Raw genomic sequence first — 25,499 nt, forward strand, 5'->3', positions numbered from 1 at the left:
TCTAAATACCTAAGCCTAATGTCTTCAGTCGGAAATAAGAATGCTGCGAGCGCTGCTCGTCCCGAGCAAAGTTCCCCAACCAAATCATTGCTCCGCAAATGGGTAGAGCGCTTACTCATGCTGTCAGCATTTGTTGGCACTATCGCTGTTTTACTTTTATATGGTGATTTGATTACGCGCCATGTGAATCCACCTGTCCCCAAGTCCACTATTTATGGTAAATGGGTCGAGCAAGATGTCGCTCCCTATGCAAGAGAGGTGTTTATTCTCAGCGAGCGCGGTGTCACTGTGAGAGGTTCAATCGTCGCAACGGATTTTGAATTTGATGGTGATACGCTTTCTTATAAAATCGGTGCTAAGGTTCGTCAGTTTAACTTTCTCGATCAGCACCATTCAGAGATAAAACTAGATTCAAATGCCCATTATCTTCCGGTTTTTCATTTAGAGGGCCATTCCAGCAAAGGCATACGTTAGTCATGGTAAATTAGATTCTTGGGTATAGAGTGATCTATTTCCCCGTGCTTGTTCAAAACTGCTCTGTTAAATCAGTCTCCTGCTTCCTTGTTCAGACATTCTCTGGACAATTTGCTCACTTACCTCCTGTTACTATATCGCCAAACATATTGTTATGCCGAACATGGCAAATTATGGGGCCCTCTAGCTTGTTCTGAGAGGCTTCTCTTAGGCTAATTTTGAACACTCACTGTGATTGCTATTATGGATAAATCATCAGCACTTAAAGCCTTTGCCTTATTGCTGATACACTTTGTCGCAGCTTTTCAATTGCGCCACTCACATTTGTTTGCCATCCTTTTGCTATCTTCTTTTATGGAAAAAACTCGTGCTTAAAAAACTTCTTCCTATTGTCACTTTAAGTCTGCTATTTGGTTGTGCAACAGCACCAGTGCCGGAACCAGAACAAAACTCACTTGCTAAGCAAGATTACGATGGTGAGTTTTCGCATATTTTGAACAGAACTGATCGGGTTGAATCGCGTAAGCCGCAAGACTTCACTGAATTTAACAAGCAGGCAGAGCAAGTTGTTATCAATTCGCCTTCGATGGCCAAAATGTACCAACCGCTCTACGAGAAGTTGAGTGAATGGGCATTACAGAGTGGTGATACGACATCGTTAGGTGCTTACGGTATTCAAGCGGCGCAGCTTGGTGGTGGTGATAAGAAGGGCAACGTGTTATTCACTGGCTATTTCTCACCAGTGATGGAATTGCGTCATCAACCAAATGGAACATTTAAATATCCGGTATATGGTAAACCGACGTGTGGTTCGAATTGTCCGACACGCGCTGAAATTTATAATGGCGCACTCAGAGGTAAAGGCCTCGAACTTGGCTACGCCCCCAATATGATTGACCCGTTTATGATGGAAGTGCAGGGCAGTGGCTTCGTTCACTTTGAGGATGATGACACGTTAGAGTACTTCGCTTACGCAGGCAAAAATAACAAGGCGTACGTGAGCATTGGCCGTATTTTGATTGAGCGCGGTGAAGTGCCGCGTGAGGAGATGTCACTTAAAGCCATCAAAGATTGGGTAATGAAGAATGATGAGGCAAGCGTTCGTGAGTTGCTAGAGCAAAACCCTTCTTATGTTTTCTTCGAGCCGCAAGCAGACGCACCGGTCACTGGCTCGGCAGGCATCCCTTTATTACCTATGGCATCGGTGGCGGGGGATCGTTCAATTCTACCTATGGGAACGCCAATTTTGGCGGAAGTACCGCTGCTTAATAAAGATGGTACATGGAGCGGTGCACACCAACTTCGTCTTCTTATCGTGTTAGACACTGGCGGTGCAGTGAAACAAAACCACCTCGACCTGTACCACGGTATGGGACCACGCGCGGGCACCCAAGCGGGTCATTACAAGCACTTTGGCCGAGTGTGGAAACTTGGTCTGGAAAACACACCAACGCAAGCGCCTTGGGCTTTGTCGCCAGAGAAGTTACAATAAGCACGTAGTGAGGGGAACCACCTCTCATCATCTAGACATTTCTTCAAAGAGTGCGTATAAATCGCACTCTTTATTTTTCTATCGATCATCTGGAACTTCAATATGCGTGAACTCGATACCCCGGCATCTGACAGCTACAACCAACGTTTTGGTGGCACTCGTCGCCTCTACGGGAACAGTGAGGTCGAAATCCTTCGTGCTGCACACGTGTGTGTGATTGGTATTGGTGGTGTGGGTTCATGGGCTGTAGAGGCTCTTGCACGTACCGGTGTTGGCGAGCTGACGCTTATCGATATGGATGACGTGTGCGTGACCAATATTAACCGCCAAATTCATGCGATGACAGGCACGGTAGGTCAGAGCAAAATTGAAGTGATGGCAGAGCGCGTCAAGCTGATTAACCCAGAATGTAAGGTGAATCTCATTGACGACTTTATCACGCCAGACAATCAAGACCAGTACTTGAGTAAAAAATTCGATTACGTGTTGGATGCGATCGATAGCGTTAAAGCCAAAGCGTCTCTGTTAGCTTACTGTCGTAGCAATAAGATCAAGGTGATCACCACAGGTGGTGCTGGCGGTCAGATCGATCCAACTCAAATCATGGTGGCGGATTTGACCAAGACTATCCAAGATCCACTGGCAAAGAAGATTAAAGATACCTTACGTCGTCATCATAACTTCCCAAAAAATCCGGCGCGTAAGTTTGGTATCGATTGTGTTTTCTCTACAGAGCAGTTGAAATACCCACAGGCTGATGGTTCGGTATGTGGTGTGAAATCGACAGCGGAAGGCCCAAAACGTATGGATTGTGCGAGTGGCTTTGGTGCGGCGACGGTTGTCACTGCTACCTTCGGCTTTGTTGCGGTATCTCGCATCGTTGAAAAGCTGATTCAAAAGCACAAAAAATAATTCAGAGAAGAGAGCGTACTAATGACTGATTTTCCGGTTTCGCCGTTTGGCTCCGATATCACCAGTGAAGATATCGCCGCAATCATGCAGCAACTCAAAGGTTGGGAAGATCGTTACCGTCAGGTGATTCAATGGGGTAAAAAATTGCCTCAAATGCCTGAAGAACTCAAAGCAGAGCAAGTGACCGTTTCTGGCTGTGAAAGCCTAGTATGGTTGGTGAGCAAAGAGCAAGAAGGCGTATGGCACTTCTGCGCTGATTCTGATGCGCGAATCGTACGTGGTCTGATTGCCTTGGTGATGGCCGCTTACGACGGCAAAACGGCAGAGCATATTCAAACGTTTGATATTGATGCTTACTTTGAGAAGCTGGGTTTAATTGCTCATCTAAGCCCATCGCGTGGCAACGGTTTAAAAGCGATTGTTGAGCAGATCAAAACACAGGCTCAGTAATTGCGATTAGTTAACACCGCATAAAGAACAAAACAAAGAAAGGGTTGAAGCCAAATGGTTTCAACCCTTCTTCTATATATACAGTTATATCTTGATTGTTAAAGCATATCGACTGCTTTCTTGACGGCTGCAATCAGCTTCTCAACATCTTCTAACGTATTGTAGATACCAAAGGAAACGCGCACCGTACCTTTGACCTTGAGCGCATTCATCAGAGGGTGAGCACAGTGGTGCCCTGCGCGAACGGCGATACCTTGCTGGTCTAGCAATGTGGCTATGTCTTGGTGATGAACACCATCCATCACGAACGTAAGTACTGAAGCATTCGGCTGATAACCAAGAATTTGAATGTCATCCAATTGACTTAATGCTTGGTATGTTTTGTCCTGCAAAAAATGCAGATGCGCTTCTACTGCGGTTTGGTCAAAGCTTTGATACCAATCGATGGCTTTCGCCAGAGCAATCGCGCCAGCGACATTTGGTGTCCCCGCTTCAAACTTACCTGGTAATGCAGAAAAGGTGGTTTTCTCGAACGAGACTCTCTCTACCATCTTGCCGCCGCCGTGCCAGGGGGGCATCGTCTCTAAAAGTTCAAGTTTGCCATACAGTACGCCAATTCCAGCGGGGGCATACAGCTTGTGACCAGAGAAGACATAAAAGTCGACATCGAGATCTGCCAAGTTCAACTGCTCATGAACAATACCTTGCGCTCCATCGACAACAACAACTGCGCCCACCGCATGCACCATGGCGATGATTTCCTCGATAGGCTGACGAGAGCCTGTCACATTGGTGATTTGTGCGCATGCCACAATCTTACAGCGCTCCGAAAGCAGAGTTTCAAACGCATCGATATCGAACTGACAATCGGCAGTCATCGGCACTTTCACGACCGTTGCCCCAGTTTGTTCGGCGACGATTTGCCAAGGCACAATGTTCGCGTGATGTTCCATTTCGCTGATCAGGATTTCATCACCCGCTTGGAGAACGCTTCGAGCATAAGTTTGAGCGATTAAGTTCAGTGCCTCAGTCGCACCACGAGTCCAAATAACTTCTTTTGAACTGCTCGCGCCAATGAATTTCGCAACGGTTTCACGAGCGGCTTCAAATTGACTGGTGGCGTTGGCTGTTAGGCTATGGCTGCCTCGGTGCACGTTAGCATTTTGTGCACTGTAGTAGTGGCTAATTACATCGATAACACACTGGGGTTTCTGCGTTGTCGCGGCGCTATCAAGGTAAACCAAAGGCGATTGGTTGACGTCTTGGTTTAGAGCAGGAAACTGCTGACGAACGGTGTTTGCGTTAAACATTACTTTTCACCAAATTCGTGATAGTGCAAGGTTGGAATGGTGACTAATGGCTCCGCTACCGCCCACCCATGCTGTTTACCGGAGAGTTTGATAATGATTTCCATGGCGAACTCCAGTGCGCTTCCCGGTCCTTGGCTCGTGATCAAGTTGTGGTTTACGTCTATGGTGACACGTTTGGCGCGCCATTTGTTCTCGGGAATATGTGATTGGAAGCTTGGGTGGCATGTCATTAATGCTTGCGGGAACAGATTGTGGTGCTGCAGGACCAAAGCGGGGGCTGCGCAAATAGCCGCAACCAGCTTACCTTCATAGGTGTGCTGCTTCAGCATTTCAATCATAACGGTGCTATCACGCAGGGTTTCTGCCCCCCCAACTCCGCCAGGCAGAACAATTGCATCAAACTCATCGTCAGCGATATCAACCAATCGACAATCCGCTGTTAGCGTCACGCCACGAGAGGCTTTCATGGTGAGTGCACCATCGAAATCTGCACTTGCTACTGTAACGTCATAGCCCGCGCGAACCATTAAGTCGATAACGGTGACCGCTTCTAGCTCTTCTGTGCCCGTCGCTATGGGGACTAAGATTTTTTTGTTCATTATTCTGTCCAGCTTTGTTCAATCTGTTTGATACGTTGATAGAGTTTGGCATTCTCTGGCGTACTAATTTGATGTTTTTCGGCGGTTTGCAGTAGATAGCCAGTAATAAAGTCTATTTCGGTGCGGCGTTGGTGAAAAACATCCTGTCTCATAGAAGAGTAGTTGGCGGCAGTTGCGTTAACCACTTGCGTGATGGTGGCGTGAAGCGAGAAAAAGTCGACCTCTAGCCCCTCTTGATTCATGACCGCCACCAACTCACGAATGATGTTAGTTAACTGAGTGGCAAACTTCGCAGCGGCAAGCTCACCATTGTTACATTGATGAATGGCGGTCAGGGGGTTGATAGCACAATTGATCGCAAGCTTGGTCCACAGCGCGGCGTTGATGTTTGGGTTCCAATTTACCTCAGGCAAAGCGTGATTCATGACTTCTGCTAAGAAGCCACATTGAGCGCCTTTGAGATTGAAGCCTCCTAACTGCGTTTGTCCTTGGCCAGTGTGCAGCACCTGCCCTTTATTGGGCTTGTAAGCGCCGTGTGTTGTTGTGGCAACGATTAATGGGTTATCAGCCAGTTTTGCTTCAATGAGCGATGCGGTTCCCATCCCGTTGTGCATTAACATCACGATGGTGTCTTCGTTGATGTAGGGAAGAAGAGGCTCAATAGCGGTTTCAACCTGCCATGCTTTTACCGTCACGACAATTAGGTCTGCGTTCTGCACAGAAGGGAGGTGCCGATTAGCAAAGTTAATCGCAGGGCTGTCATCGAGTTGGAGTTGCTGCTTACTCTCATAGCTTCTTCCCCATAAGGAGACATTGTGCCCAGCAAGTTTGAATTTGGTTGCCCAGAGTGAGCCGATGGCTCCAGGCCCAAGGATGAGAATATTCACCAAACGCTCTCATTAAAAAGGTTTGCTGCAAGGATAATGAGGGAAAAAAGGAAAGCAAATAAAAATGGCGCCAACAGGCGCCATTTTTGAGGAACTTATCGGTTCGATTAGAACTTGTAAGTTACAGATAGGTAGTGTGCTACGCCAGAAGAGTCAACAGTTTGAGTCCATGGAAGTGCTTTACCATCTTCAAAGCCGTAAACATCTTTATAAAGTTTTAGGCCGTAACCCACTGCGAAACGATCAGAGTGCCAGTAGATACCGTTAAACATCGCACCACCGTTTGAGGTGTTGGTGTTGAACTTGTTGCCTTGTTTGTCTTCCATACCAAATTGGTAATCGATGTAACCTTGGTAAGAAATGAATGACCCGTTCTCGAAGAAGTAGAAAGGTTTAAACCAGTTAGTAGATACTTGGAAACCGTTCCAGTCTTTGTTGTTGCCGTAGTATGAACCGTATAGGTTTAGACCAACTTTACCCAACCAAGGCACCATTACATCAGAACCTAGACCAATTTTTTGGTTATTTACGCCTGAGTTTCCACCCCATTCCATTAGTGTTGCAACGTATAGCTCTTGAACTGGACCGAAAGACAGGTCTTTACCAGTTAATGCGTCAAGAGACATACGTGGTGCGAACTTCATAAAGATTTTTTCAGCACCAGCTTTGTCGCTACCTGGGTCAGAAGCCAGGTTAAATACATCCACGTAACCGTATAGATCGAAGATACCAGAGCGGCCGCCGAATTCCATCTCTAGGTAATCGTGGCTAGATTCTGGGCCTGCACCTTTCTCATCGAATGCACCCATTAGGTTGAATTGCATCCACTTGTAATCGTTTTTGTGGATATCGCCGTCTGAGTAGTCAGCCGCCATTACAGGTGCTGAAGATGCCGCTAGAAGGCTAAGAGCTAAAAGTGATTTACGCATAAGGGGACTCTCTATGTTTGTCATGATTCAGAACACGCAATCTTTGCTGCGCTTTCCGATTGGCGGGAATAATAGCGATAAAAATCTCAAATGAAAGTGATAAATGATGCAAAAATGAAGGATTTTTGTGATGAACTTCTCGAAGTTGGCTTATTTTACGGAACTTTCTATTTTTTTGCACTGATTTGCAGTAAATGTGTGATGTTCGTCGTTTGCGTAATCGTTTGTATAGCTTTTTAAGCCAGTCGATTAACCAACATAAATCGTTAGTGATCTGACCAATAAGCTATTCGTATCAGTTGGGGAACCAAAGAGGACGTTTGAATGAAAGAAGTCATGTTATTCCCATTAACCTCAGTCGTTTTACCCGAAGGTAAAATGAATCTGCGTATCTTTGAGCCACGTTACAAACGCATGGTGAAAGAATGCAGCTTACAAAATGCAGGTTTTGGCGTTTGTTTGGTCGGCAACGAAGGCGACCCGAAAGCCGCGGGAAACGTCTCGTCCATTGGCACTTTGGTGACTATCGTTGATTTTGAAATACTCAGTGACGGCCTACTTGGCATCACCGTTGTCGGTGAAAGACGCTTCGTTGTTAAACGAGTCAGAGCAGACTCCGATGGACTACGTCACGCGGAAATTGATTGGTTGGACAACTGGCAGGAGCCACGAACTCACCCAGATTTCCGTCACATCAGCTGTCAGCTTGCTCATGTATACGAACAATTTCCTCAACTAGGGACGCTCTATCAACATCGCTTTTACGATGACCCATCTTGGGTCGCTCAGAGATGGCTCGAACTCCTGCCGCTAGGCTGTGAGTTGTTTGAGCAATTGGTTGGAGCAGAGGATTGCCTTCCTGCGTTGCACTTTCTTAATGATGCCATAGAGGCCCCAATTCAAAGAGAGACTAGGATATGAAAGGACTTACAAAAACCGCAGTAACTTTAGTTGCTGTGCTAGGGATTGCTGCGTGCGGGTCAGACAGTGACTCGATTGAATATTCTAATTTGCAAGCGGTACATACTTCATCAGATGCGCCTCTTGCAAATGTACGGATTAACAATCAATCCGCACTTACTGGTGTTGATTATGGTATTGGGTCGGGTTACGTCAGGCTGCCTGCGGGAGAAAATTCAGTTCAGGTCGATGTCCAGTTGCCTGGCGGCGACGTTGCGACAGTTGTGGACAACACGACCCTTGATTTGGGCTCGGAGCTCAACTACACCGTCTTTGTTGTTGGTGACGCTTCCGGCACACCAAACCCCGTTGAACCTCTGGTTGTAACTCGTAGTGCGACATCAATGGCAGACAGTACCAGTCTAGACGTTCAAGTTGTGCATGCCGCGTCTGGCGTTCCTGCTGTTGATTTGTATGTGACTGAGCCCGGTGCAACGCTCGCAGATTCGTCGCCAATATCTAATCTTGCTTACAAGGCCTCGACGGACGTGCTCAATATTCCGGCGGGCGATTACCAAGTGCGATTGGCAGTCGGTGAAGAGGTCGCCTTTGATTCTGGGACCATTCCTTTACCCGCTAACGCAAACCTGACCATAGCGGCCATCAAAACGGGGGATGAGAACAGCGCTTCGCCGGTGAAGCTAGTGGTGCTCGATGGCTCAGGTTCTTCTATAATTGAAGATGCAGCGAGTCAGGCTGAAGTACGTGTCGGTCATCTCGTTGATGGTGCTCCTGTCGTCGATGTTTATGTTAACGGCGCAGCATTCGATCCGTTAGCAGATCTCGCATTTAAAGAAATTCGTGGCTATCTGGGGCTTGCTCCACAAGCGTACAACATTGATGTGTTTGTTGATGGCACCACGACGGATCCGCTTATTGATGTTGACGGCTTAGAAGTGAAGGGCGGTATGGACTACAGTGTTTACGCTGTCGGTGTTGTGGCTCCTGCCATCGCGATTGAACCGCTTGTGGTCGAAGATATGCGCCGAGCCGTCGCGACAAGCGCAACACTTAACATAACCCATGCAGCTGCCAATCCCGTTGCGGAAAAAGTGGATATTTATCTCACCGCGAGTACAGGTATTGATGGAAGTGATCCAGCCATAGCCAATTTCGCGTACAAAGATAGTGTTCAAGGAATTTATGTAGCGGACGGCGATTATTATGTGACGGTAACGGTAGCCGGAGACCCAACGACTGTGGCAATAGATTCAGCGCCCGTTACGTTAACCAACGGTGTCGTATATCAAGTTGTTGCTATCGACGATGGTAACAGTGGTGGTTTCAATCTGCTCGTTGATGACATCACGGACTAGGATGAAAGGGAGGGGGAGGCCTCTCCCAGCAATTAAGGCTGATTATGATGAGTGAAAGCCCACAAAAACTCGGGCGAAGTGAATGGAATGATTACATGAACAAGGTGAAGGCTCGTGACAAAGACGCTTTTGCCTTCGTGTTCCGTTTCTATGCACCAAAGCTTAAACAGTTCGCTTACAAACATGTAGGCAATGAGCAGGTCGCAATGGAGATGGTACAGGAGACCATGGCAACGGTGTGGCAAAAAGCCCACTTATACGACGGTGCCAAAAGCGCGTTGTCGACATGGATATATACGATCATCCGGAACCTTTGCTTCGACCTTCTGAGAAAGCAGAAGGGGAAAGACTTACACATCCATTCTGATGATATTTGGCCATCAGACTATTACCCGCCTGATCTAGTTGACCACTATTCGCCGGAACAAGACATGCTCAAAGATCAGGTTGTCAAATTCTTGGACATCCTTCCGAAAAATCAAAGGGAGGTCCTACAGGCGGTTTACTTGCAAGAGCTACCACATCAACAAGTAGCGGAATTGTTTGACATACCCTTGGGTACCGTAAAGTCTCGCTTGAGATTAGCGGTTGAAAAATTAAGGCACTCGATGCAAACGGAGCAGTTATGAACAAACACCCAGACAACATCCTGCTGGAGGCGTACGCTTCTGGTGGAATTGACGCAGTTTCTGGTCTGGTGGTAGCCACGCACTTAGAGACTTGCCCGAAATGCCGAGCGTACGTCAATGAGATCGAAGCTGAACAGGCGTCTTGCGCCGTCAGTGATATCACATGGGGATACAACGCCGACTTTGACACTATGCTCAACGATATCGTTACCCAGAAACCCAAATCAGACCCAGTGGTTATAAACGACATTGCCGAAGTGGCTGTTGCAGGTAAGGATTTTAAATTGCCGAAAACTCTGAGTCGTTTTTCTGACCTCGTCGGCGAGTGGAAAAGTTACGGCGGCAAGGTATTCAGTGCCCAAATTGACTTCGGAGAGGATGCGCGAGTGAACCTGATGTACATCAGTGAAGATGTGCGCATACCGCAACACACTCATAAGGGATCTGAATCAACACTTGTTCTTCACGGCGGGTTCAGCGACGAGGATGGTCACTACGAAGTCGGGGACTTATTGGTGCGGGATGCGTCGGCAAGACATAGCCCATTCACTAAACCTGGCGAAGATTGCTTATGCTTGACGGTACTCACGGAGCCGATGATATTTACTCAAGGCGTTGCAAGAATATTCAACATGTTCGGCAAGGGTATGTACCCTTAAGGGCTTGCGAGCCGCTTAAGTAATGAGAAACCACCGCATGCGGTGGTTTTTTGTTTGTTTGCTAATTCCTTTGTCTTGCTTTTTCCAGCAATTCGGTAAAGTAATGTCGCAGCGAGTAAAGCATGATTAAACTCGGAATGACCATCACAGCGGTAATCACAAAGAAAGTTGTCCAGTTACTCAGGTAATCAACTAACTCGCCACTGAAAGAGGCTAAGGTTGTTCGCCCTAAGTTGCCCAGTGAGGCCAGCAGCGCATATTGAGTAGCTGAGAAAGCTTGCCCAGTCAGAATTGTCAAAAACGAAACAAAAGCAACGGTAGAGAAAGCCGTTGTGAAGTTATCGACCATGATTGTAGCCAAGAACAGGTGTTCATTTGGGCCCACTTTCGCAATCCAAGCAAACATTAAATTGCTGGCGGCCATGGCGATACCACCTATCATCAGACCACGAACAATCCCAAACTTAACGTTAAACATACTGCCTACAAAAGTGAACAACATGGTTGCGCCCCAGCCGATGAGTTTCGAGTAGTAACCAATCTGCTCGTTGCTAAAACCAATATCTTTATAGAAGGCAATTGACATACGCCCTAAGAACGCCTCGCCAATTTTAAATAGGAAGACAAAAAGTAGGAGTGTAATAGCAACACGGACGCCATTACGATTGAAGAAATCCAAGAAGGGTTCGACTACGGTTACTGTAAACCAAGCTACCAGCTTAGACCCTACGACCTCTGTATGGCGCAGCTCTGCTTCCGATTGCAATTGTTCACGTTGTGTTTTGGGCTCACCAACTAAAAGAGTGAAAACCATTAGGATGACGACGATAAACGCCATGCCATAATACACACCGTTCCAACCTATGCTATCGGCATTCATGAAGGCAAAGTAGCCGGGTAACGAATAACCAGTCCACCAACCAATGACCGCCATTGCAGATGCTTGCGGAAGTTTGGAACCTTCCGCTTTGGGAAAGCTATCAATACGGAATGCATCGATCGCAATATCTTGCGTCGCGGAGGCCGTTGCAATACACAATGCGAGCAGGGATGTGAGAATTAGATTTTCTGCAGGGTTTACGCCAGCAATGAACAGAGTAGCAACAAGCACGATACTTTGGCATAAGAAAATCCAGCTACGACGTTGCCCAAGTAAGCGATGTAAGATAGGTAGCTTGACGCGATCAACCAGTGGAGCCCACAAAAAGTTGATTGCATAAACAGCAAATACACTTCCGAAATAGCCGATTGCAGATAAGGTTAAACCAACATCTTTCAGCCAGCCTGACATGTTTGAACCAATAAGCACCCACGGAAAGCCGCTGGAGCAACCCAACATGAAAACCCAAAGTAGGCGTTTATCGAGGTAACTTTTTACCGTTTCCAACCAAGTGATGGAAGGTAATGAAGACATAAATCAATCCATTAAAATAGAGCCATTAAACGGGAAGCCCCTCGAATATTCAAAGGGCTTATGATCTTGGCTATTTGAGCAGTGTTGCTTTGGTGATGACGATTTGTGTCTCTGGGACATCGCGCATGCGACCGACAGATTTGGTTGGCTGAGCTGCCATTTTTTTAATCACATCGAAGCCTTCTGTGACTTTACCAAATACAGCGTAACCCGGGTTACCCCCCTTTGCATTTAGAAAGTCGTTGTCTGCATAGTTAATGTAGAACTGACGAGTCGCAGAATCTGGCGCATTAGTACGGGCCATAGCGATCGTTGCCGTATCGTTCTTTAAACCGTTTTTGCCTTCGTTTTTGATTGGTGCGTTGGTCTTAACCATTTGCATGTCTTGGTTAAAGCCACCACCTTGAGCCATAAAGCCAGGAATCACACGATGGAAAATCGTATCTTTGTAGCTACCATCCTCAACATACTTGAGGAAATTCGCAACCGTAATGGGTGCTTTCTCTTCATTGAGCTCTACAGTGAAGTTACCGAGAGTTGTTTCAAACGCTACTTTTGGTCCGGCGAACACGCTGCAGCTCAGTAGTGCGAGTGAAAGAATAATATTACGTAGCATTAGAAGCGCTCCTGCATATATTGACGAAGTTCAGGGTCGTTCGCGATCTCTTTTAGCGTTAAATCAACAACATCGTTAAGAGTTTGCTCGATATCAGAGTCTGAAGCGCTTAGCGTACCTGAACGTTTAGCGGTGCCAGTAAACGTCTTTACAAGTTTGCCTTGTGGTGTTTCAGCAGTCACCTCTAGAATGACTTTTGCGTCCATCTCATTTTCCATCACAGAGTGCTTCACATTCACCAGCGCTTGCTGTATTTCAAGCTCGATAGTGTTGTCGCTGTTTAGATCAGAGTGGAAACCTTGAGAAGAGAATTGTCTCTCTAATGCTTCTTCAAGAGAAATACGTAGGTTTTGTTTCGCATGAAGAGGCAAAATGTTTGAACGGCCATTATCGATAAGCGCTACGTACTGAGCGGCACGAGCGTCTTTACTGGTTAAGCTGTAGCCTTTACCTTGTACTATCGGGTTTGTGCTTAGAGTTGCCTCAGGCATCAGGTTTAACTGAGGTTGTTGTTGTGGCGCTGAACATGCAGCAAGCAAAGCAACCGAGGCCGCGAGTATCAGTTTTTTCATCTATTATTCCTTTTAAACATGTAGCTAAAGTCAGAGCTTTATTACTTGGCATCTAATTTAGCAGGATTCTTTGTTGCCTGTAAAATCAGGAACTTATTGTTAGCAGCGACCAATCTCACATTTTTGTCGCCAAACAGACGTTTCAGCTTCGCATCGTAACCAAGGTGGCGGTTACCTATGACCAATAACTTCCCACCTTGGTTCAGTATTTGTTTAGCATCACAAAACATTTGCCACGCAATGTGGTCTGTAATGGCTTGTTGTTGATGGAAAGGTGGGTTACACATCACCATGTCAGCACTGTCTGGGGCAAAACTGTCCAAGCAGTTATTTGCGATGCATTGAATGTCGCGAGTGTTACCTAGGTTATCAATTAAATTTTGTTTAGCTGATTCGACGGCCATGAAGCTTTCATCTACGCAGGTTAGACGAGCATTTGGGTTCAATTGGCCGACTTTCACTGACAGCACACCATTGCCACAACCAAGATCAATGATATGTTTTAGCGCCGGGTCTTGTGGAAGATGCTGCAGCATAAAGCGCGCGCCGAGATCTAAGTTTTCACCTGAATATACATTTGGTAGGTTTTTCAGCTGGATGTTTTCACCCTCAACGCCCCAAATCGTCATTGGGTCGACACCGATGACTGGCTGAGCATTGGCTCTTGAAAATACCAAACGATGTTTTTTCCACGCCAGAGAGGTTTTAGTGTCCCCTAAGTATTTCTCAAATAGTTTGAGTGTTGATGTGTGGATCTCTTTCGCTTTGTTGACCGCGATGATAGGGCACGACGTTGGTAACGCTTTACGCAGTTGGCTGAGCAACCAAACAAGATGGCGGTTACTTTTTGGCAATTGCAGCAAGACTAAATCAGTGTTAGTAGGAATGTTATCCATCGTAGAAAGAAAAGAAATGGGCTTACAACGATTGTCTGCAAGGTTTTGTTGCGTCCCCTTGTGTGAAATGAAGGAGTCGCTCATCAACGTGATATTGTGCTTGTCTGAAAACCAACATGCCAACGCACCAAAGTTATCATTAATAACCACGATATTTTGATTATCAGGTAGCGATAGTTCTTCTACGTGATTGATAAGGTACTCATCACCCGCATCCCATGCTTGAAGAGTCTCATTGGATCGTTTTGGGAAACGGTGCAGCGTGAGGCTACGATCGTGAAGGTCTAATTCGGTTTTCATAACTAAACGTAAGTCGATTTGGAAATTAGTTATTATTGTCGCAAATGATGAAGGTTCAAGATACAAAAAGCTGTCAAATTTACTGATTTCTGCAGGGCTTTAGCGAGTGGTATGGTGAGTAAGAGGCACAGTTGAGCGTTTCGGTGATTTTATTTGTTAAACGAGAGTATATACTAACCGAACGAGTATCGATGAGGACAGAATATGATCCAAGACATCATAGAAGAAAAATTGCAAAGTGAGCTGAAGCCTAATTACTTGAAAGTAGTCAATGAGAGCTATATGCACAATGTTCCGCCGGGTTCTGAGAGCCACTTCAAAGTAATTGTTGTCAGTGAGACATTTGCTGGAGAGCGACTCATTGGGCGTCACCGTCGAGTGCACAAAGTACTGGCCGATGAGCTCGAAAATCATATACACGCATTAGCTATCCACACTTACACTAAGGAAGAGTGGGAGCAAGAGCAAGATGGCGTGCCAGATAGTCCAATGTGCATGGGTGGCGGCCGTTAGGATGTGGGCAAAGTAACAACCTAAACTATTGGTTCAAGATATTGAATTGAAATAAAAAGATGGCTTAGGCCGTCTTTTTATTCACCGCGCTAAAGGGGTAATGATAGGATATGAATTAAGGCTATAAAACCCGTTAAAATCGCCACAAGAAATGAGTGAAAAATTAACGCGCGCCCCAGGAGGTGAGTGTTTTATTTCCACAGTCGGGTTGTGGCCTTTGGCGTTTGTGCGATCGGTCAAACTTATGACTATTCTTTAACCTTTTAGAGCCAGCTCTACTAAAATACCCTCCTCTTTCCTAATATTGGTCGTGGCATCAATCTCCTAAAAGATGCTAGAATACGGCACCTGATAAATCTCGACTTATTTTCGTAACGAGATAATTAATAGGATGTTGCGATTTTGGTGTTTTAAACAACATCAAAACCGGACACTGATGTCGTGTCTAAAAGTTACGCAATCAAAAGAATCTTTTTCCCGATAAAAGTAGTGCAAGTGCGTATGATTACAATAAAGAAGGGCTTGGATCTTCCTATCGCAGGAGCTCCATCCCAGGTGATTAATGATGGTAAGACCATCAATAAAGTCGCCTTGCTTGGCGAAGAGTACGTTGGCATGCGACCTACCATGCATGTCCGCGTTGGTGATGTAGTGAAAAAAGCGCAAGTTCTTTTTGAAGACAAAAAGAATCCTGGCGTTAAGTTCACTGCACCAGCTGCCGGTAAAGTGATCGAAGTGAACCGTGGCGCTAAGCGTGTTCTTCAATCTGTAGTGATTGAAGTTGCAGGCGAAGAGCAGGTGACATTTGATAAGTTCGAAGCCGCTCAACTCGCAAATCTCGATCGTGAAGCGATCAAGACTCAGCTGGTTGATTCTGGACTTTGGACCGCTTTACGTACTCGTCCGTTTAGCAAGGTTCCAGCAATCGAATCAAATTCTAAGGCTATTTTTGTAACTGCAATGGATACTAATCCTCTCGCAGCTCAGCCTGAGTTGATCATTAATGAACAACAAGAAGCATTCGTCGCTGGTTTGGATATTCTTTCAGCTCTGACAGAAGGCAAGGTTTACGTATGTAAATCTGGCACGAGTTTGCCACGTTCTTCTCAGTCTAATGTAGAAGAACATGTATTTGATGGCCCTCACCCAGCAGGTCTTGCTGGTACCCACATGCATTTCCTGTATCCAGTAAATGCACAGAACGTGGCTTGGAGCATCAACTACCAAGATGTTATCGCATTCGGTAAGTTATTCCTCACTGGCGAGCTATACACAGATCGTGTTGTCTCTCTTGCTGGTCCTGTAGTGAATAATCCACGCCTTCTTCGAACTGTTGTTGGCGCATCTGTTGAAGATCTTACTGATAGCGAGTTGATGCCAGGTGAAGTTCGTGTGATTTCAGGCTCGGTACTTTCAGGTACTCATGCGTCTGGTCCTTACGCTTACCTTGGTCGTTACCATCAGCAGGTTTCTGTTCTGCGTGAAGGACGTGAAAAAGAGCTGTTTGGCTGGGCTGTTCCAGGTAAAAACAAGTTCTCAATCACGAAATCTTTCCTTGGTCACATCTTCAAAGGTCAGTTGTTCAACATGACAACGACAACCAACGGTAGTGATCGTTCAATGGTTCCAATCGGTAACTACGAGCGTGTAATGCCGCTTGATATGGAACCAACATTGCTACTTCGCGATCTATGCGCTGGTGATACTGATAGTGCTCAAGCGCTTGGTGCACTGGAGCTGGATGAAGAAGATGTAGCACTGTGTACCTTTGTATGTCCTGGTAAATACGAGTACGGTCAGCTACTTCGTGAATGCCTAGATACCATCGTGAAGGAAGGGTAATCCATGCTTAAGAAATTCATTGAGGATATCGAGCATCATTTTGAACCAGGCGGCAAGCATGAAAAATGGTTTGCACTGTATGAAGCAGCAGCAACGCTATTCTACACGCCAGGTCTAGTAACAAAACGTAGCTCGCACGTTCGTGATAGCGTTGATCTAAAACGTATCATGATCATGGTTTGGTTCGCTGTGTTCCCAGCAATGTTCTGGGGTATGTACAACGTCGGTGGTCAAGCGATTGCTGCACTTAACTACATGAACCCAACGGCTGAATCACTTGCTGGTGTTATCAGTGGCGATTGGCACTATTGGCTAACAGAAATGCTAGGTGGCACCATAGGTGCACAAGCTGGTGTTGGCAGTAAGATGTTGCTTGGTGCGACTTACTTCTTACCAATCTACGCAACAGTCTTTCTTGTTGGTGGCTTCTGGGAAGTACTTTTCTGTATGGTGCGTAAGCACGAAGTTAACGAAGGTTTCTTTGTAACTTCTATCCTATTTGCACTTATCGTTCCACCAACGCTACCTCTATGGCAAGCAGCACTAGGTATCACATTTGGTGTTGTTGTCGCGAAAGAGATTTTTGGTGGTACAGGTCGTAACTTCCTGAACCCTGCTCTTGCGGGCCGTGCTTTTCTATTCTTTGCTTACCCAGCGCAAATCTCGGGTGACTTAGTATGGACGGCAGCAGACGGCTTCTCTGGTGCAACTGGCCTTAGCCAATGGGCTCACGGTGGTAGCAGCGCACTGATTAATAACGTCACTGGCGCACCTATTACTTGGATGGATGCATTCATCGGTAACATCCCAGGCTCTATTGGTGAAGTATCGACACTTGCTCTAATGATCGGTGCTGCGATGATCGTTTACATGCGAATCGCTTCATGGCGCATCATTGCAGGCGTAATGGTGGGTATGATCGTAGCATCGACACTGTTCAACGTGATCGGTTCTGAGACCAATCCAATGTTCAACATGCCTTGGCATTGGCACCTAGTTCTGGGTGGTTTTGCGTTCGGTATGTTCTTTATGGCAACAGACCCAGTATCTGCCTCATTCACCAATGGTGGTAAATGGTGGTACGGCATTCTAATCGGTGCAATGTGTGTAATGATCCGTGTAGCTAACCCAGCTTACCCAGAGGGTATGATGCTGGCGATTCTATTCGCGAACTTATTCGCACCTCTGTTCGACCATATTGTTATCGAGAAGAACATCAAGCGGAGACTAGCACGCTATGGCAAGTAATAACGACAGCATTAAGAAAACGCTGGGTGTTGTTATCGGGTTGAGCCTTGTTTGTTCAATCATCGTATCAACAGCGGCAGTAGGCCTGCGTGATAAGCAAAAAGCTAACGCTGTCCTAGACAAGCAATCAAAGATTGTAGAAGTTGCTGGTATTGAAACTGACGGAAAGCCAGTACCTGAGCTATTTGCTGAGTACATTGAGCCTCGTCTGGTTGATTTCAAAACGGGTGATTTTGTCGAGACGACAGAAAATGGCTCCACAGCAGCTAACTACGACCAACGTAAAGCAGCGAAAGATCCAGCCGAGTCTATCAAGCTAACTGCTGGTGAAGACAAAGCGAAGATTCTACGCCGCGCCAACACTGGTATTGTGTACCTAGTGAAAAACGGTGATGACATTTCCAAAGTTATCATTCCGGTTCACGGTAACGGTCTTTGGTCAATGATGTACGCATTTGTTGCGGTTGAAACTGACGGCGACACTGTGTCTGGCATCACTTACTACGAGCAAGGTGAAACTCCAGGACTTGGTGGTGAAGTAGAAAACCCAGCATGGCGTGCTCAATTCGTGGGTAAGAAACTCTTCGACGAGAACCACAAGCCAGCTATCAAGGTTGTTAAAGGTGGTGCTCCTGAAGGTTCTGAACACGGCGTTGATGGTCTATCTGGTGCAACACTAACAAGTAATGGTGTTCAGCACACATTTGACTTTTGGTTAGGTGATATGGGCTTTGGTCCTTTCCTAGCAAAAGTTCGTGACGGAGGTCTGAACTAATGTCTAGCGCACAAAACATCAAAAAGAGCATCATGGCGCCAGTATTGGACAATAACCCAATCGCGCTTCAAGTTCTTGGTGTCTGTTCTGCTCTTGCAGTAACTACAAAACTGGAAACGGCATTTGTTATGACTATCGCAGTAATGTTCGTTACTGCTTTATCTAACTTTTTTGTTTCTTTGATTCGAAAGCACATTCCTAACAGCGTACGTATCATTGTACAAATGGCAATCATTGCATCATTGGTAATGCTGGTTGACCAGGTGCTTAAAGCGTATCTGTACGATATTTCGAAACAGCTTTCAGTATTCGTTGGTCTGATCATCACTAACTGTATTGTAATGGGTCGAGCTGAAGCATTCGCTATGAAGTCGCCACCGATCCCAGCATTCATCGATGGTATTGGCAACGGTCTTGGTTATGGTTTCGTCCTAATCACGGTTGGTTTCTTCCGTGAACTTCTAGGCTCAGGCAAGTTGTTTGGTATGGAAGTATTGCCTCTGGTCAGCAATGGCGGTTGGTATCAACCAAATGGCCTGATGCTGCTAGCGCCATCGGCATTCTTCCTAATTGGCTTCTTGATTTGGGCAATTCGCACGTTCAAACCAGAACAAGTAGAAGCTAAGGAGTAAGGGCATCATGGAACATTACATTAGCTTGTTGGTGAAATCGATTTTCATCGAAAACATGGCATTGTCTTTCTTTTTAGGTATGTGTACGTTTCTTGCTGTATCTAAGAAAGTTAAGACTTCGTTTGGTCTTGGGGTGGCAGTTGTTGTCGTTCTTACGATCGCTGTACCAGTGAACAACCTTGTTTACACGCACATCCTAAAAGAGAATGCGTTGGTTGAAGGCGTGGATTTAAGTTTCCTTAACTTTATCGCGTTCATTGGTGTTATCGCAGCACTTGTACAGATTTTGGAGATGGTTCTTGACCGCTTCTTCCCACCTTTGTACAACGCGCTTGGTATTTTCCTACCGCTTATTACCGTGAACTGTGCGATCTTTGGTGGCGTATCTTTCATGGTAACTCGCGATTACAACTTTGCTGAATCCATCGTATACGGTTTCGGTTCTGGTGTAGGTTGGATGCTAGCGATCGTCGCTCTTGCAGGTATCCGTGAGAAGATGAAGTATTCAGATGTACCTCCTGGTCTACGTGGTCTAGGTATCACTTTCATCACTGTAGGTCTTATGGCGTTAGGCTTTATGTCTTTCTCTGGTGTTCAACTGTAAGTCGGGTAAACCGCAACAATTAAGGAATAGTCAATGGACATTATTCTTGGTGTAGTGATGTTTACTCTGATCGTACTTGCGCTAGTACTAGTGATTCTTTTCGCTAAGTCTAAGCTTGTACCAACAGGTGACATTACAATTTCTGTGAACGACGACCCTTCATTGGCGATCGTTACACAGCCGGGTAGTAAGCTTCTATCTGCGTTGGCAGGTGCTGGCGTATTTGTATCTTCTGCTTGTGGTGGCGGTGGCTCTTGTGGTCAGTGTCGCGTAAAAGTTAAATCAGGTGGTGGTGACATTCTACCTACCGAGCTTGACCACATTACTAAAGGTGAAGCGCGTGAAGGTGAGCGTCTAGCGTGTCAGGTTGCAATGAAAACTGACATGGACATCGAACTTCCTGAAGAAATCTTCGGCGTTAAGAAGTGGGAATGTACAGTTATCTCTAACGATAACAAAGCAACATTCATCAAAGAGCTTAAGCTACAAATCCCTGATGGTGAATCAGTACCTTTCCGTGCTGGTGGTTACATTCAGATTGAAGCGCCTGCTCACCACGTTAAATACGCGGATTACGATATTCCTGAGGAATACCGTCAGGATTGGGATAAGTTCAACCTGTTCCGTTACGAGTCGAAAGTTAATGAAGAGACAATTCGTGCATACTCTATGGCTAACTACCCAGAAGAGCACGGTATCATCATGCTTAACGTTCGTATCGCGACTCCGCCGCCGAACAACCCAGAAGTTGCTCCTGGTATCATGTCATCGTTCATTTGGTCTCTAAAAGAAGGCGACAAGTGTACTATCTCTGGTCCATTTGGTGAGTTCTTTGCGAAAGACACGGACGCTGAAATGGTATTCGTTGGTGGTGGTGCAGGTATGGCTCCAATGCGTTCTCATATCTTCGACCAGCTAAAACGTCTGCACTCTAAGCGTAAGATGTCATTCTGGTACGGTGCACGCTCTAAACGTGAAATGTTCTATGTAGAAGACTTCGATGGCCTAGCGGCAGAGAACGACAACTTCGTATGGCATTGTGCATTGTCTGATCCACTTCCAGAAGATAACTGGGATGGTTACACTGGCTTCATTCACAATGTTCTTTACGAGAACTACCTACGTGACCACGAAGCACCAGAAGACTGTGAATACTACATGTGTGGTCCACCTATGATGAACGCTGCTGTAATCGGTATGCTAAAAGATCTCGGTGTAGAGGATGAAAACATCCTACTAGATGACTTCGGTGGTTAATCCCTCTAAGTGATTGAATCTATGGCTAGCTCTCTAAGAGCTAGCCATTATTTTTTGTAGAAATAAAAACCATACTCAACAGTTGCTATAGCAAATCGGTTGGTCTCAACAGAACCCATTTTCTATATCAATTTAACGGTAATAGGAGTAAAGCAAGTGAAAAAGTGGCTTGTTGCATTCGCTTCTCTATTGGTCCTTGCTGGTTGTGATCAGCCTGCAGATCAAATTCACTTAAGTGGCCCAACAATGGGCACCACATACAATATTAAATACATCGGGCAAGATGGCTTACCATCGTCTGAAGTGCTTCACAAAGAAATCGATCGCCTGCTTGAAGAGGTGAACGATCAGATGTCCACTTACCGTGAAGATTCTGAGTTGAGTCGTTTTAACCAACACCAAACCAGTGACGAATTTGAAGTTTCGCCACAAACAGCAAGGGTAGTGAAAGAAGCGATTCGCCTCAATGGTCTAACTCTAGGTGCATTAGACGTGACTGTTGGACCACTTGTGAATCTTTGGGGGTTTGGACCAGAAGCGCGACCTGATGTGGTTCCAACAGATGAAGAGTTGCAAGCTCGTAAAGCAAATACAGGCATCTATCATTTGTCTGTTGACGGTAATAAGATGTCGAAAGACATTCCAAACCTATACGTCGATCTGTCAACAATCGCGAAGGGCTGGGGGGTTGATGTGATTGCGGATTACCTACAATCTGAAGGTATCCATAACTACATGGTAGAGGTTGGCGGTGAAATGCGTCTGAAAGGCATTAATCGTGATGGAGTACCATGGCGCATTGCTATTGAAAAACCAAGTGTTGATGAACGTTCAATTCAAGAAATCATCGAGCCTGGGGACATGGCAATTGCAACAAGTGGTGATTATCGTAATTACTTTGAGAGCAATGGTGTGCGATACTCTCATATCATTAACCCGCAAACAGGTAAGCCAATCCGTCATAAAGTGGTGTCTGTAACGGTATTGGATGGGTCGTCAATGACTGCTGACGGTCTTGCAACTGGCCTTATGGTGCTAGGCGAAGACAAAGGCATGAAAGTCGCGAACGAGAACAATATTCCTGTTTTCATGATTGTGAAAACAGAAAATGGTTTTAAAGAACTGGCTTCGGAAGCATACAAGCCGTTCATGAAGAAATAACAACAGATATGAGCATGTCCTTATGAGTACATTTCTAATTACTTTTGCTGTCTTTGTTGCAGTTATTGCTGCGATGGCAGTGGGTTACATTTTCCAAAAAAAGGTCGTAAAAGGTAGCTGTGGTGGCCTTGGTGCGGTTGGTATTGAAAAAGTATGTAACTGTCCAGAACCATGTGACGCGCGTAAAAAGCGTGAAGCACGCGAAGCGCTGCGCGCTGAAAAGCTTGCCGCGTGGGAAAAAGATCGTATTGCTTGATTGAGTGGTAGTCAAAATGAGAAACCCAGCCTTGGCTGGGTTTTTTCGGTTCAAGACAAGGAAAATTTATCCGTGAATGGTTTGATTTCGTCCATTTTTTTTCGCTTGATACAAACGGTCATCGGCGACTTTAATCTGTTGGTCAAGAGCCCCTTTGACATTTGATGCGCCAATACTTATCGTCACCTGGATACTGCTCTCCTGATAAAGTACCGGCGTTTTCTCAACACGCTGACGCATCTGCTCTAACCGATTGACGAAGTCATCATAATCGCCATAGGCTTGAATGCAGAACTCCTCACCACCGAGGCGAGCAATGATGTCGTCCGGAAAGTAGATTTTCAGGATATTCGCAACCATCACAAGTACTGCATCGCCGCCATAGTGCCCATAGCTGTCGTTTACTTGCTTGAAAAAATCAATATCCAACATCGCGATGTTACGTTCTTCACTTTTGCCATTCGTTTGCCCAAACAAGAAACGCCTATTCCATAAGCTGGTTAGCGCATCTTGGTTTGCCATTCTAAACAGCTCGGTTGTTGCTTCCTTCATATCCAGAATCTGATGAACACGGCAGAAAAACTCTTCTTGGTTAAAAGGCTTATATAAAAAATCATTTGCTCCAGCTTTAAGAAAGCGAGCAGTCATGGTGCGATCGTCACTGCCAGAGATACCAAGGATGGCGAGTTGGTTTTTATTCCACTTTTGGCGTAGCTCTCGAATCATGGTAATGCCATCTTTGACTGGCATATCATGGTCAGTCAGCACCAAGGTAATGTCTGGGTTTTGTTCGATCAACTCAATAGCTTGCTGTCCATCTTCGGCTTGCAGTGTTTGTATGTATTGGTGTTCAAGCAACTGCACCACATGGCGACGAACCGTCATCGAATCATCGACCACCAAGCATCTATGGCGCTGATTGTTTGTTAATCGTTTGAGCAGTGGAAGCAAATAAGACACCGATGCCATGCTGTCTTTTAAGATGTAATCGAGCACACCTTTGGCTAGCATCTTTTCACGAGCATCATCTTGAAACATCGCAGTAAGTACAATAACTTTCTGCTCATTCGAGAGCACGAGATCGATGATTTCACCGTCTTGTGCATCTGGTAAGCAATAATCAAGAACGGCGCAAAGCAACTCTGGTTCAGTGGCTAAAATCGATTGTGCTACTGCATAGGTTTCTGCCGTAAGTACCTCATAGCCAGCTTGGCTCAAGATCTGTTGTAAGTAGTTTTTAAAGGGACGACTGTCTTCGACAACCAGTATTTTGTTACTCAAAAAGTTCCCCTACTTTTATATATGTATCAGCTTTAGTATTTTGAGTGTCAATAATAATGGAATGAAATTTGAATTCCATGAAAAGTTGTAGGTCTCTCGCATAAGGTAACAGTATTTCCAATCAATCTATTTATCGTTATACTGTTTTTTTAGACAGTGTTTTGTGTGCGGGACGTGATTGAGCGAGTCAGAAAAATAATTCACGTGGATATGGATTGCTTTTATGCCGCAGTCGAGATGCGTGATAATCCGAGCTATCGTGGCATTGCACTTGCCGTTGGCGGCCATGAAAAGCATCGAGGTGTGATCAGCACGTGTAACTATGAAGCGCGTAAGTTTGGTGTGCGCAGTGCGATGCCAACAGCACGAGCGCTCCAGCTTTGCCCCAACTTGCTTGTTGTCCCAGGGCGAATGCATGTGTACAAACAAGTGTCTCACCAGATTCGAGCTATTTTTGAACGATATACGCAGCTTATTGAGCCGCTGTCCCTTGATGAGGCTTACCTTGATGTAACGGATTCTAATGTTTGTCGAGGCTCTGCCACTTTGATCGCGAAATCGATTCGTAACGATATACATACTGAGTTGGGATTAACGGCATCGGCAGGCATTGCGCCAATTAAGTTTCTCGCTAAGGTTGCTTCAGACATGAACAAACCGAATGGCCAGTTTGTGATCCCGCCTGATAAGGTTCAGGAGGTGGTCGATAAACTGCCTCTAGAAAAGATCCCTGGTGTGGGCAAAGTCAGCTTAGAGAAGTTACACCAAGCAGGTTTCTATCTGTGCGAAGACATTAAGAACAGTGACTACCGTGAGCTGTTGCGTCAATTTGGACGCCAAGGTGCTTCATTATGGAAACGCAGTCACGGCATTGATGAGCGTGAAGTTGTCGTTGAGCGGGAACGTAAGTCAGTCGGGGTCGAGCGTACTTTTAGCGAGAATATTGCTACTTACGATGAGTGTTGGCAGGTGATTGAAGAGAAGCTTTTCCCTGAGCTAGAGAGACGCTTGGAGCTAGCCAGTCCAGATAAATCGATCATCAAGCAGGGTATCAAACTTAAGTTTGCCGACTTTCAACTCACGACGATTGAGCATATTCATCCTCAACTTGACCTCGACGACTTCAAAGTTCTGCTAAGCGATATCCTTAAGCGTCAAAACGGTCGAGAGATACGGCTTTTAGGCTTGAGTGTGATGCTCAAGCCTGAACAACAAGCTCGTCAATTGAGTTTTTTCTAAACTCGTGCGGATTCAACCTGCTCTAGCACCTTTTTGAAAGAGACATTTGCCATTGAGCCATAGCCTTGCAGTTTGCTGGCTTTCAGCTGAGTAATGATTGGCGTACTGACCCCGCACAAGAAGCGCGCCACGGCGGCATCGCTGATCACAGTGGGGGAAAGTTGGACAAACTCGTCTATCCAAGTGGATAAGTGTGCCAATTCAGGTTGCGCTTGTTGTGGTTGGGGAAAAGAGGCAACTTGCCCACGGCACACCGAGCAGTGACCACATTTTTCT

General features: G+C 45.8%; 27 protein-coding genes and 1 pseudogene. 18 read left to right on the forward strand and 10 right to left on the reverse strand.

The window, feature by feature from the left end; genetic code table 11:
- The first annotated feature begins 18 nt into the window (after positions 1-18).
- The 4 genes from AND4_RS10980 (at position 19) to csdE (ending at position 3,328) form a co-directional block, all read left to right on the forward strand.
- A complete protein-coding gene (locus AND4_RS10980; protein WP_009843044.1) occupies positions 19-474 on the forward strand; it encodes a DUF2850 domain-containing protein in 456 nt (151 codons plus the stop codon).
- Between the two features lie 367 nt (positions 475-841).
- Positions 842-1,966, forward strand: a complete 1,125-nt coding sequence (gene mltA / locus AND4_RS10985) for a murein transglycosylase A (RefSeq protein ID WP_009843045.1) — start codon at positions 842-844, stop codon at positions 1,964-1,966.
- Positions 1,967-2,068: 102 nt separating this feature from the next.
- Complete coding sequence (gene tcdA, locus AND4_RS10990) at positions 2,069-2,878, forward strand: tRNA cyclic N6-threonylcarbamoyladenosine(37) synthase TcdA (protein WP_009843046.1); 810 nt, start codon at positions 2,069-2,071, stop codon at positions 2,876-2,878.
- A gap of 21 nt (positions 2,879-2,899) precedes the next feature.
- Positions 2,900-3,328: a cysteine desulfurase sulfur acceptor subunit CsdE gene (gene csdE, locus AND4_RS10995; protein WP_009843047.1), complete on the forward strand. Its 429-nt coding sequence runs from the start codon at positions 2,900-2,902 to the stop codon at positions 3,326-3,328.
- A 98-nt stretch (positions 3,329-3,426) separates the two neighbouring features.
- Here the strand turns inward: csdE and csdA are convergent, their stop codons facing one another.
- The 4 genes from csdA to AND4_RS11015 all read right to left on the reverse strand — a co-directional run bounded on the left by csdA (position 3,427) and on the right by AND4_RS11015 (position 7,053).
- Positions 3,427-4,638 carry a cysteine desulfurase CsdA gene (gene csdA, locus AND4_RS11000; protein ID WP_009843048.1) on the reverse strand — a complete coding sequence of 404 codons (1,212 nt, stop codon included), beginning with the start codon at positions 4,636-4,638 and terminating at the stop codon, positions 3,427-3,429.
- Entirely contained in the window at positions 4,638-5,237 is a 600-nt protein-coding gene (locus AND4_RS11005; protein ID WP_009843049.1) for a DJ-1 family glyoxalase III, read from the reverse strand. Before AND4_RS11005 ends, csdA begins: the two co-directional genes overlap by 1 nt.
- Positions 5,237-6,124: a 2-dehydropantoate 2-reductase gene (panE, locus tag AND4_RS11010; RefSeq protein WP_009843050.1), complete on the reverse strand. Its 888-nt coding sequence runs from the start codon at positions 6,122-6,124 to the stop codon at positions 5,237-5,239. Before panE ends, AND4_RS11005 begins: the two co-directional genes overlap by 1 nt.
- Before the next feature lie 107 nt (positions 6,125-6,231).
- Positions 6,232-7,053, reverse strand: a complete 822-nt coding sequence (locus AND4_RS11015) for an outer membrane protein OmpK (protein WP_009843051.1) — start codon at positions 7,051-7,053, stop codon at positions 6,232-6,234.
- Between the two features lie 324 nt (positions 7,054-7,377).
- On the opposite strand from AND4_RS11015, the gene AND4_RS11020 reads away from it, so the two are divergent.
- Genes AND4_RS11020 through AND4_RS11035 form a run of 4 tightly spaced genes read left to right on the forward strand, consistent with a single transcriptional unit; the run spans position 7,378 to position 10,617 of the window.
- Complete coding sequence (locus tag AND4_RS11020; RefSeq protein ID WP_009843053.1) at positions 7,378-7,974, forward strand: LON peptidase substrate-binding domain-containing protein; 597 nt, start codon at positions 7,378-7,380, stop codon at positions 7,972-7,974.
- Positions 7,971-9,329: a DUF4397 domain-containing protein gene (locus tag AND4_RS11025; protein ID WP_009843054.1), complete on the forward strand. Its 1,359-nt coding sequence runs from the start codon at positions 7,971-7,973 to the stop codon at positions 9,327-9,329. Before AND4_RS11020 ends, AND4_RS11025 begins: the two co-directional genes overlap by 4 nt.
- Before the next feature lie 44 nt (positions 9,330-9,373).
- Positions 9,374-9,958, forward strand: coding sequence for an RNA polymerase sigma factor (locus AND4_RS11030; RefSeq protein WP_043991626.1), 585 nt, complete (start codon positions 9,374-9,376; stop codon positions 9,956-9,958).
- Positions 9,955-10,617, forward strand: a complete 663-nt coding sequence (locus AND4_RS11035) for a ChrR family anti-sigma-E factor (protein ID WP_009843056.1) — start codon at positions 9,955-9,957, stop codon at positions 10,615-10,617. The genes AND4_RS11030 and AND4_RS11035 overlap by 4 nt, the downstream gene beginning before the upstream one ends.
- Positions 10,618-10,678: 61 nt before the next feature.
- On the opposite strand, the gene AND4_RS11040 is transcribed toward AND4_RS11035, so the two are convergent.
- The 4 genes from AND4_RS11040 to AND4_RS11055 form a co-directional block, all read right to left on the reverse strand.
- A complete protein-coding gene (locus AND4_RS11040; protein ID WP_009843057.1) occupies positions 10,679-12,031 on the reverse strand; it encodes an MFS transporter in 1,353 nt (450 codons plus the stop codon).
- A 70-nt stretch (positions 12,032-12,101) separates the two neighbouring features.
- Entirely contained in the window at positions 12,102-12,647 is a 546-nt protein-coding gene (locus AND4_RS11045) for a peptidylprolyl isomerase (RefSeq protein WP_009843058.1), read from the reverse strand.
- Positions 12,647-13,219: a YajG family lipoprotein gene (locus AND4_RS11050; protein ID WP_009843059.1), complete on the reverse strand. Its 573-nt coding sequence runs from the start codon at positions 13,217-13,219 to the stop codon at positions 12,647-12,649. The genes AND4_RS11045 and AND4_RS11050 overlap by 1 nt, the downstream gene beginning before the upstream one ends.
- A gap of 41 nt (positions 13,220-13,260) precedes the next feature.
- Positions 13,261-14,415, reverse strand: coding sequence for a class I SAM-dependent methyltransferase (locus AND4_RS11055; RefSeq protein ID WP_009843060.1), 1,155 nt, complete (start codon positions 14,413-14,415; stop codon positions 13,261-13,263).
- A 204-nt stretch (positions 14,416-14,619) separates the two neighbouring features.
- Here AND4_RS11055 and bolA point away from each other — a divergent pair, with 204 nt between their 5' ends.
- The 9 genes from bolA to nqrM all read left to right on the forward strand — a co-directional run bounded on the left by bolA (position 14,620) and on the right by nqrM (position 22,703).
- Positions 14,620-14,928: a transcriptional regulator BolA gene (gene bolA, locus AND4_RS11060; protein WP_009843061.1), complete on the forward strand. Its 309-nt coding sequence runs from the start codon at positions 14,620-14,622 to the stop codon at positions 14,926-14,928.
- 501 nt (positions 14,929-15,429) lie between these two features.
- A complete protein-coding gene (locus tag AND4_RS11065) occupies positions 15,430-16,770 on the forward strand; it encodes a Na(+)-translocating NADH-quinone reductase subunit A (RefSeq protein ID WP_009843062.1) in 1,341 nt (446 codons plus the stop codon).
- A 3-nt stretch (positions 16,771-16,773) separates the two neighbouring features.
- Positions 16,774-18,018: an NADH:ubiquinone reductase (Na(+)-transporting) subunit B gene (locus tag AND4_RS11070; RefSeq protein WP_009843063.1), complete on the forward strand. Its 1,245-nt coding sequence runs from the start codon at positions 16,774-16,776 to the stop codon at positions 18,016-18,018.
- Positions 18,008-18,793: a Na(+)-translocating NADH-quinone reductase subunit C gene (locus AND4_RS11075; RefSeq protein WP_009843064.1), complete on the forward strand. Its 786-nt coding sequence runs from the start codon at positions 18,008-18,010 to the stop codon at positions 18,791-18,793. Before AND4_RS11070 ends, AND4_RS11075 begins: the two co-directional genes overlap by 11 nt.
- Positions 18,793-19,425 (forward strand): NADH:ubiquinone reductase (Na(+)-transporting) subunit D, encoded by a 633-nt coding sequence (locus AND4_RS11080; protein ID WP_009843065.1) that lies wholly within the window; start codon positions 18,793-18,795, stop codon positions 19,423-19,425. The genes AND4_RS11075 and AND4_RS11080 overlap by 1 nt, the downstream gene beginning before the upstream one ends.
- A gap of 7 nt (positions 19,426-19,432) precedes the next feature.
- Entirely contained in the window at positions 19,433-20,029 is a 597-nt protein-coding gene (nqrE, locus tag AND4_RS11085; protein ID WP_005529392.1) for an NADH:ubiquinone reductase (Na(+)-transporting) subunit E, read from the forward strand.
- A gap of 33 nt (positions 20,030-20,062) precedes the next feature.
- Complete coding sequence (gene nqrF / locus AND4_RS11090; RefSeq protein WP_009843066.1) at positions 20,063-21,286, forward strand: NADH:ubiquinone reductase (Na(+)-transporting) subunit F; 1,224 nt, start codon at positions 20,063-20,065, stop codon at positions 21,284-21,286.
- Between the two features lie 156 nt (positions 21,287-21,442).
- On the forward strand, positions 21,443-22,447 hold the full coding sequence (locus AND4_RS11095) for an FAD:protein FMN transferase (protein WP_009843067.1): 1,005 nt from the start codon (positions 21,443-21,445) through the stop codon (positions 22,445-22,447).
- A 22-nt stretch (positions 22,448-22,469) separates the two neighbouring features.
- The gene (gene nqrM, locus AND4_RS11100; RefSeq protein ID WP_005427386.1) at positions 22,470-22,703 is read left to right on the forward strand and encodes a (Na+)-NQR maturation NqrM; all 234 of its coding nucleotides are present in this window, start codon (positions 22,470-22,472) and stop codon (positions 22,701-22,703) included.
- Positions 22,704-22,769: 66 nt separating this feature from the next.
- Here nqrM and AND4_RS11105 read toward each other — a convergent pair whose 3' ends face one another.
- Complete coding sequence (locus AND4_RS11105) at positions 22,770-23,984, reverse strand: diguanylate cyclase (RefSeq protein ID WP_009843068.1); 1,215 nt, start codon at positions 23,982-23,984, stop codon at positions 22,770-22,772.
- Positions 23,985-24,194: 210 nt separating this feature from the next.
- Between AND4_RS11105 and dinB the strand changes: the two genes are divergently transcribed.
- A complete protein-coding gene (dinB, locus tag AND4_RS11110) occupies positions 24,195-25,223 on the forward strand; it encodes a DNA polymerase IV (protein WP_009843069.1) in 1,029 nt (342 codons plus the stop codon).
- Here the strand turns inward: dinB and AND4_RS11115 are convergent.
- Positions 25,220-25,499: pseudogene (locus AND4_RS11115) on the reverse strand (recombinase RecQ); the annotation flags it as partial. The gene dinB and the pseudogene AND4_RS11115 overlap by 4 nt on opposite strands.

It is taken from the genome of Vibrio sp. AND4, from assembly GCF_000171815.1.
In the GTDB taxonomy this organism is placed as follows: domain Bacteria; phylum Pseudomonadota; class Gammaproteobacteria; order Enterobacterales; family Vibrionaceae; genus Vibrio.